The organism is Allocatelliglobosispora scoriae (genome assembly GCF_014204945.1).
Classification (GTDB): domain Bacteria; phylum Actinomycetota; class Actinomycetes; order Mycobacteriales; family Micromonosporaceae; genus Allocatelliglobosispora; species Allocatelliglobosispora scoriae.
The window spans coordinates 4232507-4246241 of sequence record NZ_JACHMN010000002.1 but is presented as its reverse complement, the minus strand read 5'-3'; the positions used below and the strand labels follow the sequence as shown (position 1 = coordinate 4246241).

The window sequence follows — 13735 nt, the reverse complement described above, 5'->3', positions numbered from 1 at the left end:
GGTGTACGCACACCACGCCCCGTCGATCATCCTCGCCTCGGCGAGCCCTGCCCGTCGCAAGCTGCTCAGCGACGCGGGCATCGACGCTGAGATCCTGGTCAGCGGGGTCGATGAGGAGAGCGTCAACGCCAACCGGCCCGAGACGCTCTGCGGAGTGCTGGCCCGGATGAAGGCACATGCCGTGGCCGATCGCCTCAAGCACACCGAGCGCCCGGCGGGCGGCCTGCTGGTCCTGGGCTGCGATTCGCTGCTCGCCTTCGAGGGCCAGGCGCTGGGCAAGCCCAAGGACCCTGACGAGGCGTTCCACCGCTGGCAGGCGATGCGCGGCAAGTCCGGTGTGCTGCACACCGGACACTGCCTGATCAAGCTCGCCACGGGCAAGGCGGTGGAGCGGGTCGCTTCGACGGTCGTGCACTTCGCCGACGTCAGCGATGACGAGATCGAGACGTACGTCGCCTCCGGCGAACCCCTGCACGTGGCCGGCTCGTTCACGCTGGACGGGCTCAGCTCGCCGTATGTGGACAGGATCGAGGGCGATCCGAGCAACGTCATCGGCCTGTCGCTGCCCACGCTGCGTGGCCTGCTCGGAGAGCTGGATATCGCGATCTCGGCGCTCTGGCGCACTAATCTGAAGGCATGAGCCGCCAGTCGATCACCCTTGACACCGCGATGCACGACTACCTCGTCGCGCACGGCACACCGCCCGACGACATCCTCACCGAGCTCGCCGAGGAGACCGCTCGGGCACTCGGCGGTGTGTCGCGGATGCAGATCTCGCCCGAGCAGGCGGCGTTGTTCACCCTGCTGGCGGCGTCGCTCAACGTGCGTAACGCGGTCGAGGTCGGCACGTTCACCGGGCTGAGCTCGCTCGCCCTGGCGCGGGGCATGGCGCCGGGCGGCAAGCTGGTCTGTTTCGACATCTCCGAGGAGTACACGTCGATCGCCCGGCGCTACTGGGCACGAGCGGGTGTCGACGACCGGATCGAGCTGCGACTCGGCGCGGCGGCAGAGCTTCTGCCGGAGCTGCCGAACGAGGCCTACCTGGACTTCGTCTTCATCGACGCCGACAAGCCGGGCTACGCGACCTACTGGGGCGAGTTGGTGCCGCGGCTTCGCCAGGGCGGGATCATCGCGGTCGACAACGTGCTCTGGTCCGGGCGGGTGCTCGACCCGGCGAGCGAGCACGACGAGAGCACCGCGGCGATCGTCGCCTTCAACGACATGGTCGCCGCGGACAAGCGGGTCCAGGCCACGATGCTGCCGATCGGCGACGGCCTGACCCTGGCCCGCAAGCTCTAGCAGCAAACAAAGATCAAAACCTGAAGACCAATGCCGGCCGGGTACGGATTCGCGGCTGAACGATCAGCCGCGAACCGAGCCCGACGACGATGCCGACGATGCCACAGCCGGCGTCAGGCTTTCGATGATCGGAGCCTCCGCCAGCAGCTCAGCCGCCGAGGCCGCACCGGCAGCCGACGAATCCGGGGCAGCAGGTCGTAGCGCCAGGCTCAACCGCCACGCCAGGAACCCGGCGAGCAGCAGCAGCAACGGCACCAGCAGAAACGCAGCGTGCGCGCCGACCCGGTCCGCGATGAGCCCCAACACCAGCGGACCGGCCCCGAAGCTCAGCCCCATCGAGTACGCCGACGCGGCTGCCGCTCGGTCCGCCTGCCCCGGCGACACCTGCACCGCCAGCGCGATCACGAGCGGGTAGTGCAGCGCATTCCCGAGTCCGAGAACCACGAGACCAGCCCCCGCCTGAACCGGCGAACCCGCCGTCCAGAAGATCGCGAAGCCGACCGCACTGGTGGCGAGCGCGGCGAGATAGAGCGGGATCACCGGCAGCCGCAGGGTCAGCCGGGCACCGAAGAGCCGGCCGATGAACATGCCGGCGAGGATGGCGGAGATCAGCGCGGCGGCGGAACCGGAGGCCATGCCTACGTTGGTCCGCAGCACGTCGACGGTCCACATCGAGAGGCCGACCTCGACCGAGCCGGTGACGGCCATCATGGTCCAGGCGATCCAGTATGCCCTGGGCAGAGCGCCTCGGGTCACACCCTTCGCGGTGGCCGGGGCGACGGAGCCGGACGGCACGCGTACCCCCCGGGTGAACGCGATCACCGCGACGATCACGACGAGCGCGATCAGGACGGCGAGGCCGGGACGCCAGCCCCAGCCGGCGTTGACCGTGGCGCCGATGACGAGCGGCGCGACGAGGCCGGCCGCACAGGCGGCGGCGTTGGCCTCGCTGAGCGCGGCGGGCCCGGCCGGGCCGTGGTGCTCGGAGAGGGCGGAGACGACACCGCTGACGAGCAGGATCCCGAAGACCGCGATGATCGCGGCGAGGCTGAGGGTGAGCGGCAGCCGGGCCGGGAGAGCGACGAAGCCGACGGTGCAGAGCGCGATCGCCGCGACGGCGGCCCACATGACGTTACCGCGACCCCATCGACGGGCGAGAACGGGGAACGTGGCGCCGCCGATCATGGCTCCGGCGGCGATGGCGGTGCTGTGCAGGCTGGCGACCCCGCTGGAGGTGTGCTCCTCGTCGCGCAGCAGCGGCACGATCGGCCCGAACCCGTAGTTGAAGTAGCCCCAGAGGGCTAACTGAGCGTAGATCAACCAGGTGATCGGGTCGCGGAGAAGGCGGGGCACGTGATCAAAGCTACGCGCAGGTCACAGCGTGGCACCTCAGCCGAAACGCTGTGACCTGCGCTACCTCACAACGGAGGCTGGGCCCGTCAGCGGACCGACTTGGCGAATGAGCGAGCGGCCCAGAAGACCGCGAGGGCGGTGAGGCCCACGATGATCAGCCCGGACTGCCAGACGACGGCGGAAGCGGCTTCACCGGCGAAGAGCGCCCGCACACCGTCGACCGCCCAGGAGAACGGGTTCCACTTGGAGACGTTGCGCAGCCAGACCGGTGCCAGTGTCAGCGGCAGCAGGATGCCCGCGGTGAGCAGGACCGGCTGGCTGACCGTGTTGAGCAGCGGGGCCAGCGCGTCCTCGCTGCGCACCTTGAGCGCCACACCGTAGGACACGGCGGAGCAGAGCAGAGTGATCAGGCCGAGCAGGATGTAGGCGAGCAGCACGTCGCCGATGTTGACGGAGAGCCCGAACGGGATCGCCAGCACCGTGATCAGCACCGCCTGGAAGAGCAGCGAGACGACGTCGCGAAGCGAGCGGCCGAGCAGCAGGGCGACCCGGCTGACCGGGGTGACCCGGCTGCGCTCGATGACGCCCGCCCGCAGCTCGGCGATGAGACCGAAGCCGGTGAAGAGCGCACCGAAGATCGCCAGCATGACGAGCAGGCCCGGCACGAAGACCTGGTAGGCCTCCGCGTTGGTCTGCGCGCCGAGGGCCGGCTTGAGCAGCGGGGCGAAGAGGAAGAGGTAGAAGACGGGCTGGACGATGCCGACGATCAGCCAGACCGGGTTGCGCAGCAGCAGCTGGAACTGCCTGGAGAAGATGAGCCAGGTATCGCGGAAAATCTTCATGGCTCAGCTCTCCCGAAGCGTGCGGCCGGTCTTGGTCAGGAAGACGTCGTCGAGGCTCGGCCGGTGCAGCTCCACCGAGCCCAGCGCGATGCCGGCGCCGTCGAGCGCCCGGAGGATCAGCGGGATCGCCGTGCCGCCGTCCTCGACGTAGAGGCGCAGACCGCCGTCGATCGTCTCGAGCTTGCGCACGAACTCGGCCGTGTCGAGCAGCTCGGCCGCAGCGGTCGGCGAGGCGAGCGAGACGTTGACCACGTCGCCGGAGATCTCCTGCTTGAGCGACTCCGGTGTGCCCTCGGCCACGATCTGACCGTGATCCATGATCGAGATGCGGTCGCAGAGCGCGTCGGCCTCGTCGAGGTAGTGCGTGGTGAGGAAGATCGTCATGCCCTCGTCACGCAGGCGGCGCACCTCGTCCCACATGTGTGCGCGGCTCTGCGGGTCGAGGCCGGTGGTCGGCTCGTCGAGGAAGACGATCTGCGGCTCGTGGATGATGCCGAGCGCGATGTCGACCCGGCGGCGCTGACCACCGGAGTAGGTCTTGCACTTGCGGTCCGCATACTCCGTGAGCTGGAAGGCCGCGAGGGCGGTCTCGGCCCGGCGGGCGGCGTCGGCCTTGCTGAAGCCGTAGAGGCGGGACTGGAGGACGAGCTCCTCGCGGGCCGTCGAGTCGTCCCACGTGCTGCCGCCCTGCGCGACATAGCCGATGCGGCGGCGGACCTCACCCGGGTCGCGGCGCAGGTCGACGCCCGCGATGGTGGCGGTGCCGTCGTCGGGGGTGAGCAGGGTGGCGAGCATGCGCAGCGTCGTGGTCTTGCCCGCGCCGTTGGGGCCGAGGAACCCGAAGATCTCTCCCGGCTCGACGACGAGGTCGACCCCGCGGACGGCCTCGACCAGTTTGGTGTCGCGGCCCTCCCGGGAGCGGAACGACTTCCGCAGACCCTTCGTTTCGATCATCATGACCGCGAGCCTAACGCGATATAACTTTTTTCGTCAAGTTTGATTATTCCGTGAGTTGATCACGGAAGCCGTCCCAGCCCTCCGCCTGCTCCTCGGAGGTGACTGTGTCAGGCAGGTACGACACTCCCGATTCGACCTGCTCAGCCACTCGATCGCACCAGGCGATCTCCCCTTCGGAGCGGGCGATCCACAGCTCGAACATCCACCGGACGTGGATCGGCTTGTTGATACCCGACACTCCGGTGTCGATCATGTCCCGGAAGCCCTCGGTCGCAGCTCGCAGCATCCTGGCCCGGTGCCGGAGCGCGGCGGCGGCCTCCTTGCGCGGCAGCGCCGGCAGGAAGGCGAAGGCAGCCTGGAACGGGTCTATCGGCAGGTTGAGCTCCCACCACTCCCCGCGCAGCAGCTCCTCGAAGACATCGCGACCCTTCGGCGTGATCTCGTAGGTCCGCCGCTCCGGCCGGGCGCCCATCTGCTCCGTGCCGACCTCGCGGAGCAGGCCCTCCTCGGTCAGCTTCTTCAGCGCGTGGTAGATCGAGCCAGGTTGGATCTTGGCCCACTTGTCGGCGTTCCAGCTCACGAGCTCGCGGCGGACGTCGTAGCCGTGCACCGGCTGCATCCAGGAGACGATGCCGAGAATCATCATGCGAGTTGTGGACACGACTTAAGCGTAATACTCAACTTTGAGTAGTCCGCGCCCACCTGTGCATCCGATCACACAGAACCTTACCGCTCGTTAATGATCAACAATGCCGATAGGCTCCGGAGAGGACCCCGCCCGGAGGAGCATATGAACGTGCTGTCCACTGTGCTGATCGCCAATCGCGGCGAGATCGCCTGCCGCGTCATCCGCGCCTGCCGCGACGCAGGTCTGCGCAGCGTGGCGATCTACGCCGACTCCGACCGCGACGCGTTGCACGCCACGCTCGCCGACGACGCGTTCGCCCTGGAGGGCGAGACGGCGGCCGAGACCTACCTGCGGATCGACAAGATCATCGAGATCGCGCGACGCGCCGGTGCCGATGCCGTGCACCCCGGCTACGGCTTCCTCTCCGAGAATGCCGAGTTCGCCCAGGCGGTCATGGACGCCGGGATGACCTGGATCGGGCCGACCCCGCAGGCGATCCGCGACCTCGGCGACAAGGTCACCGCGCGGCACATCGCGCAGCGGGCGGGTGCACCGCTCGTCCCGGGCACGCCGGATCCCGTGCCCGACGCGGCGGCGGTGACGGCGTTCGCGCAGGAGCACGGGCTGCCGGTCGCGATCAAGGCGGCCTTCGGCGGCGGCGGGCGCGGCCTCAAGGTCGCCCGCACGATGGAGGAGATCCCGGAGCTCTTCGACTCCGCCACCCGCGAGGCGGTCGCGGCGTTCGGCCGGGGCGAGTGCTTCGTCGAGCGCTACCTCGACCGGCCCCGGCACGTCGAGGCACAGGTCCTCGCCGACACGCACGGCAACGTCATCGTCGTCGGCACCCGCGACTGCTCGCTGCAGCGCCGGCACCAGAAGCTGGTCGAGGAGGCGCCCGCGCCCTTCCTCACCGACGCGCAGCGCAGCGAGATCCACTCCAGCGCCAAGGCGATCTGCCGCGAGGCGGGCTACCACGGTGCCGGGACGGTGGAGTATCTGGTCGGCCAGGACGGGACGATCTCCTTCCTGGAGGTCAACACCCGGCTCCAGGTCGAGCACCCGGTCACCGAGGAGACCGCGGGCATCGACCTCGTCCGCGAGCAGTTCCGCATCGCCGCGGGCGAGAGGCTGCACAGCACGGAGGACCCGATTCCGCGCGGCCACAGCATCGAGTTCCGGATCAACGGCGAGGACCCCGGCCGCGGGTTCCTGCCCGCGCCGGGCACCGTGACCAGGCTGGTCCTGCCCGCCGGGCCCGGCGTCCGGGTGGACACCGGCATCGAGAGCGGCAGCGTCATCGGCGGCAACTTCGACTCGCTGCTCGCCAAGGTGATCGTCACCGGCGCGACCCGTCAGGAGGCACTCGAGCGCTCCCGTCGCGTACTCGACGAGATGGTCCTGGAAGGCATGGCGACCGCGCTGCCGTTCCACCGGCTGATCGTGCGCGACGCGGCCTTCACCGGCGAGCCCTTCACCGTCCACACGCGATGGATCGAGACGGAGTGGGACAACACCGTCCCGCCCTTCGACCACGCGGCCGAGGTCCCGACCGAGGGCGAGGCCCGGACCACCGTCGTGGTCGAGGTCGCCGGCCGCCGCCTGGCCGTCTCCCTGCCCGCAACCTTCGGGGGTACGCACACCGCCGCCCCCGCCACCGCAGGCACGGGTTCGGCGAAGCGCCGAGGCAAGGGCGGGGCGAAGGCCGCCGCCAGCGGTGACTCGCTCGCCGCCCCGATGCAGGGCACCCTGGTGAAGATCGGTGTGGCCGAGGGCGACGAGGTGGCCGAGGGCGACCTGATCGTCGTCCTGGAGGCGATGAAGATGGAGCAGCCGCTCACCGCCCACAAGGCCGGTGTGATCAGCGGGCTCTCCGCCAAGGTCGGCGACGTCCTGACCCCGGGCACGGTGATCTGCGACATCAAGTGACCGTGACCCGCCGCACGACTCTCCAGGTTGCGCAGTCCCCCGGATTGCGACGCAATCTCCGGCCTCGCCGGGCAGGATGGCGTCATGCGGTTTCTCACGGGCAACGCACCGGCGCACGATCTCACCTATGACGACGTCTTCATGGCGCCGGTCCGGTCCGAGATCGGTTCCCGGCTCGACGTCGATCTATCCACCTCGGACGGTACGGGCACCACGATCCCCCTGGTCGTCGCGAACATGACGGCCGTGGCGGGCAGGCGGATGGCCGAGACCGTGGCGCGCCGGGGCGGGCTCGTCATCATCCCGCAGGACATCCCCCTGGACGTGGTGGCCGAGGTCGTCAGCTGGGTCAAGCGGCGCCACCTGGTCCACGACACCGCGATCACGCTCGCTCCGGGCGACACTGTCGGCGACGCGATCCACCTGCTGCCCAAGAAGTCCCACAACGCGGTGATCGTCGTCGATGAACAGGGGCGCCCCGAGGGGGTGGTGACCGAGGCCGACACTCTCGGCGTCGACCGGTTCGCCCAGCTCAAGCACGTGATGTCGACGGAGCTGACGACGGTCCCCGCGCACGCGACCCCCCGCGAGGCGTTCGACCTGCTCTACGCCGGACGGCACCGCCTGGCTCCGGTGGTCGACCACGACGGCCGGCTCGTCGGCGTGGTGACCAGGCCCGGAGCGCTGCGGGCGACGATCTACAAGCCGGCCGTGGACGACAAGGGCCGGTTGCGGATCGCGGCGGCGGTCGGCATCAACGGCGACGTGGCGGGCAAGGCGGCGGCCCTGCTCTCGGCGGGGGTGGACACGCTGGTCGTGGATACCGCGCACGGTCACCAGGAGCGCATGATCAGCGCGTTGCGCACCATCCGGGCCCTCGACCCGGGCGTGCCGATCGCGGCGGGCAATGTGGTCACCGCCGACGGCACCCGCGACCTGATCGAGGCCGGTGCGGACATCGTCAAGGTCGGTGTCGGGCCCGGTGCGATGTGCACGACGCGGATGATGACCGGTGTGGGGCGGCCGCAGTTCTCCGCCGTCCTCGACTGCGCGGCGGCGGCCCGGGAGCTGGGGCGGCACGTCTGGGCCGACGGCGGCGTACGCCACCCCCGCGACGTGGCCCTCGCGCTCGCCGCCGGGGCCGCCAACGTGATGATCGGATCGTGGTTCGCCGGCACCTTCGAGTCACCCGGCGACCTCTTCACCGATGCCGAGGGGCGGCGGTACAAGGAGTCCTTCGGCATGGCCTCGGCACGGGCGGTGAGCGCGCGTACGGCCGACGACTCGCCGTTCGACCGGGCCCGCAAGGCGACCTTCGAGGAGGGGATCTCGTCGGCGCGGATGTACCTGGACCCGAAGCGGCCCGGCGTCGAGGACCTCATCGACGAGATCATCAGCGGCGTACGCAGCGCCTGCACCTACGCCGGTGCCCGCAGCCTGCCCGAGCTCCACGAGCGGGCCCTGGTCGGCGTCCAGAGCGCGGCCGGCTACAGCGAGGGCAAGCCCCTGCCCGCCGGCTGGTAGCCCCTGAATTTTAATGCTGGACACGCCGTCAGGAGTGCAACAAAAGTCAGGATCAACTCCAGCGCGAGTTGATCCTGACTTTTGTTGCGGTTTTCACGGCGTGTCCAGCATTAAAATTCAGTCGGGCTCGGCCTGCATCAACTGGCGGGCGGCCTCGGCGATCGAGCCCGTCAGGGACGGGTAGATCGTGATCGTGTGGGCCAGCTGGTCGACCGTCATGTGATTGGCGACCGCCATCGTGATCGGCATGATCAGCTCGCTCGCCTTCGGGGAGACGACCACGCCGCCGATGACGAGCCCCGAGGAGGGGCGGCAGAAGAGCTTGATGAAGCCGTCCTCCTGACCGGACATCTTGGCCCGGGCGTTGCCGCCCAGCGGCAGCATCACCTCGCGGGCCAGCACCTTTCCGGTGCTCACGTCGGTCTGGCTGACGCCGACCGTGGCGAGTTCGGGGTCGGTGAAGACGTTCGCGGCGACGGACTTCAGGCGCAGCGGCGCGACCGCCTCGCCGAGGGTGTGCCACATCGCGATCCGGCCCTGCATCGCCGCGACGCTCGCCAGCGGCAGCACGCCGGTGCAGTCGCCCGCGGCGTAGACGCCGGAGATGTTGGTGCGGCTGACCCGGTCCACGGCGATGTAGCCGCCCGGCGACATCGCCACGCCGTACTCGGCGAGGCCGAGGTTGGCCGTGTTGGGCACGGAACCGACCGCCATCAGGACGTGCGAGCCGGTGACCGTCTCCCCCGTGGCGAGCTCGACGACGACCTCGTCGCCGTTGCGGCGGACGGCGGTGGCGCGGGAGTTGTTCATGATGTTCATGCCGCGGTTGCGGAAGACCCGCTCGATCGCCATCGCGGCGTCGGCGTCCTCGTGCGGCATGACCCGGTCGCGGCTGGAGACGAGCGTGACGCGGACGCCCATCGCGAGATAGGCCGAGGCGAACTCCGCGCCGGTGACGCCGGAGCCGACGACGACGAGGTGCGCAGGGAGTGTGGGCAGGTCGTACACCTGTCGCCAGGTGAGGATGCGCTCGCCGTCCGGGACGGCGTCGGGGAGCTGTCGCGGCGTCGCCCCGGTGGCTATCAAGACCGTTGAGGCGTCGACCGAATACTCAGCGTCACCACTTTGCGGCTTGATCTTCACGCGGTGGGAGTGGCCGAGGGTGTCCTCGCCCAATCTCGCGCTGCCGCGGACGACCGTCACACCAGCTTTTATCAACTTGTTATGGATGTCCGTGGATTGAGCGAGCGCGAGTCGCTTCACGCGACCGTGCACCGCCGACGCATCCACGGTGATCGCTTCAAGACCATCCGAGTGTACGCCGAAATCCTCGGTGTCCCGGTAGCCCGTCACCACGTCCGAGCTGGCGATGAAGGTCTTCGACGGCACGCAGTCGTGCAGCACGCAGGCACCGCCGGCACCGTCGTTCTCGACCACGGTGACATCGGCGTCGAGCTGTGCGGCGACGAGCGCGGCTTCGTATCCGGCCGGTCCACCACCGATGATCACAATCCGGTTCACGGCATTTCCCCCACTTGCACCATCGTCACTCCAGACGCGACACGCCACGCCGTATTCTCTCGTACGCCGCACACCGACTATCGTCATCGCCGTGCGTCATTACGCTGCGTACGGCTCAAACCTCGATCCCGCTCGGATGCGAGCCTACTGCCCACACTCTCCCATGATCGGCGTTGGCTGGCTGGAAGGGTGGCGACTCACGTTCGCAGGCGAAGAAGGTTTCGGCTGGGAAGGTGCGGTCACCACCATTGTCGAGTCAGAGGGCGACCGCGTCTTCGTGTCCCTCTATGACGTCCACCCGTGGGACGAGACCGGCCTGGACGAGGTGGAGGGTGTGGACGCGGGCGCGTACCGCAAGCTCACCGTCCGCGTCGCCACCCTCGACGGTGAGGTCACCGCCTGGGTCTACATCTTCGACGGTTACGAGGGCGGCATGCCGACCTCGTGGTACCTGAACGAGATAGCCAGTGCCGCGGCGAAGGCGGGCGCACCCGACGACTACGTCACCGCGCTGCGCGCCCGCCCCACCAGCAGCGGAGGCCTGCCGCCCGAGCCGACCGGAGCCGATCCGATCACGGACCCGGTTCCGGATCCGACCCAGGACCCGGATCCGGCCTGACGATCAGTCCTCGGCGGGCAGCTCGAAGATGTCGGCTTCGTACTTCGCGTGCATGCCGACGGCGTGGTAGAGCCGGACCGCCTCGGTCGGATTGGCGAGGTCGACACCGAGGCCGGCCAGGGTGCGGCCCTTGCTCGCGTAGACGCCGAAGGCGCGCGCCAGCAGGGCCTGCCCGACACCGCGCCGACGGTGCTCCTTCAGCACGGCCAGGTGCTTGACCCAGCCCTCGTTCTGGTCGAGCGCCTGGTCCGATGATTGCAGGACACCGGCCGGCTCGCCGTCGACCGTGGCGAGGAACCACTCGTCCCAGCGGACCTCGGCCGAGTCGACGTAGCGCTGCAGGAACACGTCCAGGGGCGCGGGCTGGTAATCCGGCGTGTCGCGGAACGCGGTGTCGAAGACCCGGTGGAAGACCGGCAGGTCGTCGCGGGTGATGGTGCGGATCTCCACGCCCTCGGGCAGCTCCTGCGGGAGCGACACGGGCAGCTCGATCAGCATCCTGGCGTACCGCTTGATGAAGGTGAAACCCACCTCCTTCAGCAGCGCGATGTACTCCGTCTCGGTCGGGATCGCACCCGCCCGCGCGGTGATCCGCGGGTGGCCGAGCTCCGCCGCGCGCTGCGGCACCCGGGCCAGGGCGAGCATCAGCAGGGTACGCCGAGCCGCAGCGCCACGGGCGGGGTCGACATAGACCTCCACGAACTCGCGGGGTCCCCCGGCGCCGTTCTCGATGAACGCCCACGCGACGATCGCGCCGTCCGGATCGAGCGCCACCCAGCTGTCCTTAGCCGGATCGACATACGGACCGGTGAGGGCCTCCAGCACGTCCTCGGTCGAGAAGTCGGGCGCGCCGACGGCGGCGATGTCGCTCGCGTGGGCGACGGCCAGGATCGCTGGAACGTCGTCCAGGGTGGGGTGGCGGAGGCTCCACCCCTCAGGCAGCGTGTCTGCAGACAGTGTGTCGGTCACGCTTCATTAGAACGGCGCTGTCCAGCGTATTTCTCCACCAGCACCCAGCCGATCGCGAGCACGACACCGGCGATCGGGATCGCGGCCCACGTCGACGGCGGCGCCTCCAGGTAGCGGCCCTGCAGCCACAGCGCGCCCGCGAAGGCGGCCGACGCACCGGCCGCTCCGCCCACCGCGGCGGCGATGCCGGAGATCCCGTCTGCGCTCAGCAGGAACGCCAGGTCGATGACGACGGCACCGGCGATCAGCGCGAACGGCACGGCCGACGGCGGGAAGTGGGCGAGGGTGAGCAGCTCCCAGGCGAGGCACCGGTAGGCGACGTAGCCGACCGCGATCGCCGTGGCGGTCCAGCGGAAGCCGACGAACTTGCGGGCCGCGACGAGGGAGAGCAGCGCGGCGCCGACGATCCACGCGGGGTAGACCCAGTCGGCGACCGGCAGCGCGAAGCCGTGTACGGCGATGTCGTCGACGGGGCGGCCGAGCTGGTCGGCGGCGAACTTCAGCAGGATCGGCTCGGCATAGGGCTCGCCGCGCAGCCAGGCGGCGAAGGAGAGCACGCCGTACTCCTGGTGCTGGTTGGGGAAGAGCACGTTCTCCAGGAAGAAGCCCCAGAGCACGATGGAGACGATCGTCCGGCCCCGGCCGGGCGGGGTGGTGATGTGCCAACTTCTCGCCACGCCGAGAATCATCAGCGCCGTGCCGGTGTAGAGCAGCGAGTGGCTGCCGCTCCAGGCGGTGATGTCCAGCCCGTTGATCTTGTGGTTGAGGACGTCGATCGGGAGCGCGATGAGGAAGGTGCCGGTACCCCAGATCAGCAGCCACTTGCTGATCTTGTCCAGGCCCAGGCCCGTACGGACCTGATAGATCACGAGCGCGACCGCGATGACGGTGCCCACCGTGTTGACGTCGTGCGGGGGTGCCAGATCGTCACGGAGCCACTTGAAGTGCCACGACATGTCCCAGGTCGACCCGATCAGCTTCAACGCCAGGGCGACCAACCAGAACCGGTAGACGACCTTGAGCATGGTCGGGCGCTGGTCGTCGTTGGGGCCCGCCAGCGCCAGCGTCTTCCAATCGGCGACGGTGCGCGGCAATGTCGAGGTGGTCACGTCAGTCACGTCCTGTGATCTTCAGCAGCAGGCAAGGGGTTCTTGCTCGGAGATTCTGCACTGCGACACGCCGTCATGGGTACCCATCCGCCCCCGAGATGTCCCTGAGATCGGGAACATGAGACAGTGGCCCGAGTCTCATGACCACCTGGAGGATGCCGTGCTGTCGCGTCGCCGTCTCGTCTCCGTCGTCGCCATCTCGGCGTTGGCGCTCACCGGGCTGAGCGCCTGCCGGTCCACGCCAGGGATCGCCGCCTATGTCGGGTCGGAGAAGTACACCGACACCTACGTCGACAACCTCATCAACGACTTCGACGCCAAGCTGGTCGCCCAGATCCGGGTGCAGGCGAAGACCCAGACCGATCAGGCCGTCAAGGCCGGTCAGATCAAGCCCGAGGACGCCGCCGCCCAGGTCGACAAGGCAGTCGCCGACCAGCAGGCGACGACCCTCAAGAACTTCGGCGACCTGCGCCAGACCGTGATCCGCATGCTCGTCGTCCGGGATGCGGGCAACATCTACGCCAAGTCGCACAACATCACCGTCCCGCCCGCCGACACGGCGACCGCGGCAGCGCAGAACAACCTGCCCGCCGACGCGGACCTGGTGAAGCTCTTCGCGGAGTACAGCACGACGCTGAACGCCCTCGCCACCACGGCCAAGTCGACCGCGCCCAGCGAGGCTGACCAGCACGAGGCCTACGACAACCTCCAGGTGCAGCCCGGCACCGTCAAGCCCTCCTTCGAGACGCTCCAGGGCAACTTCACCCAGGAGGCGATGGGCTCGGCCGTCGGGGTGCGCGACCTGCTGGTCACGGCGCTCGACGAGGCCAAGTCGTCGGTGAGCCCGCGCTACACGGGCGCCGCCCAGGACCTTCAGATCCAGCTCCAGCAGCTTCAGGCGCAGACGAAGATCCAGGTCATGCTGGCCCCGATCGGTGCCGTCTCCAATGCACCCGCGGTCGCGAGCACCGAAGCACCCGCCGCGTAG

At 69.2% G+C, this 13735-nt stretch carries 12 protein-coding genes and 1 pseudogene; 6 read left to right on the top strand and 7 right to left on the bottom strand.

The window, feature by feature from the left end:
* The first annotated feature begins 1 nt into the window (after nucleotide 1).
* Nucleotides 2–640, top strand: coding sequence for a Maf family protein (locus tag F4553_RS24910; RefSeq protein ID WP_184839814.1), 639 nt, complete (start codon nucleotides 2–4; stop codon nucleotides 638–640).
* On the top strand, nucleotides 637–1299 hold the full coding sequence (locus F4553_RS24905) for an O-methyltransferase (protein WP_184839812.1): 663 nt from the start codon (nucleotides 637–639) through the stop codon (nucleotides 1297–1299). The genes F4553_RS24910 and F4553_RS24905 overlap by 4 nt, the downstream gene beginning before the upstream one ends.
* Nucleotides 1300–1362: 63 nt before the next feature.
* Here the strand turns inward: F4553_RS24905 and F4553_RS24900 are convergent, their stop codons facing one another.
* The 4 genes from F4553_RS24900 to F4553_RS24885 form a co-directional block, all read right to left on the bottom strand.
* The gene (locus tag F4553_RS24900; RefSeq protein ID WP_184839810.1) at nucleotides 1363–2652 is read right to left on the bottom strand and encodes an MFS transporter; all 1290 of its coding nucleotides are present in this window, start codon (nucleotides 2650–2652) and stop codon (nucleotides 1363–1365) included.
* 86 nt (nucleotides 2653–2738) lie between these two features.
* On the bottom strand, nucleotides 2739–3494 hold the full coding sequence (locus F4553_RS24895; RefSeq protein ID WP_184839808.1) for an ABC transporter permease: 756 nt from the start codon (nucleotides 3492–3494) through the stop codon (nucleotides 2739–2741).
* A 3-nt stretch (nucleotides 3495–3497) separates the two neighbouring features.
* Nucleotides 3498–4448 (bottom strand): ATP-binding cassette domain-containing protein, encoded by a 951-nt coding sequence (locus tag F4553_RS24890; protein WP_184841197.1) that lies wholly within the window; start codon nucleotides 4446–4448, stop codon nucleotides 3498–3500.
* A gap of 46 nt (nucleotides 4449–4494) precedes the next feature.
* Nucleotides 4495–5112 carry a PadR family transcriptional regulator gene (locus tag F4553_RS24885; protein ID WP_312875342.1) on the bottom strand — a complete coding sequence of 206 codons (618 nt, stop codon included), beginning with the start codon at nucleotides 5110–5112 and terminating at the stop codon, nucleotides 4495–4497.
* Nucleotides 5113–5250: 138 nt separating this feature from the next.
* Between F4553_RS24885 and F4553_RS24880 the strand changes: the two genes are divergently transcribed.
* Nucleotides 5251–7005, top strand: a complete 1755-nt coding sequence (locus F4553_RS24880; protein WP_184841191.1) for an acetyl/propionyl/methylcrotonyl-CoA carboxylase subunit alpha — start codon at nucleotides 5251–5253, stop codon at nucleotides 7003–7005.
* A gap of 84 nt (nucleotides 7006–7089) precedes the next feature.
* Nucleotides 7090–8529, top strand: a complete 1440-nt coding sequence (locus F4553_RS24875) for a GuaB1 family IMP dehydrogenase-related protein (RefSeq protein ID WP_184839806.1) — start codon at nucleotides 7090–7092, stop codon at nucleotides 8527–8529.
* Nucleotides 8530–8646: 117 nt separating this feature from the next.
* Here F4553_RS24875 and F4553_RS24870 read toward each other — a convergent pair whose 3' ends face one another.
* Complete coding sequence (locus tag F4553_RS24870; protein WP_184839804.1) at nucleotides 8647–10050, bottom strand: NAD(P)H-quinone dehydrogenase; 1404 nt, start codon at nucleotides 10048–10050, stop codon at nucleotides 8647–8649.
* Nucleotides 10051–10141: 91 nt separating this feature from the next.
* Between F4553_RS24870 and F4553_RS41165 the strand changes: the two are divergent.
* A pseudogene (locus F4553_RS41165) lies at nucleotides 10142–10585 on the top strand (gamma-glutamylcyclotransferase family protein); the annotation flags it as partial.
* Between the two features lie 87 nt (nucleotides 10586–10672).
* Here F4553_RS41165 and F4553_RS24860 read toward each other — a convergent pair.
* Nucleotides 10673–11638 (bottom strand): GNAT family N-acetyltransferase, encoded by a 966-nt coding sequence (locus F4553_RS24860; RefSeq protein ID WP_312875341.1) that lies wholly within the window; start codon nucleotides 11636–11638, stop codon nucleotides 10673–10675.
* Complete coding sequence (locus F4553_RS24855; RefSeq protein WP_184839800.1) at nucleotides 11635–12756, bottom strand: hypothetical protein; 1122 nt, start codon at nucleotides 12754–12756, stop codon at nucleotides 11635–11637. Before F4553_RS24855 ends, F4553_RS24860 begins: the two co-directional genes overlap by 4 nt.
* 109 nt (nucleotides 12757–12865) lie before the next feature.
* Between F4553_RS24855 and F4553_RS24850 the strand changes: the two genes are divergently transcribed.
* Nucleotides 12866–13735 (top strand): hypothetical protein, encoded by an 870-nt coding sequence (locus tag F4553_RS24850; RefSeq protein WP_184839798.1) that lies wholly within the window; start codon nucleotides 12866–12868, stop codon nucleotides 13733–13735.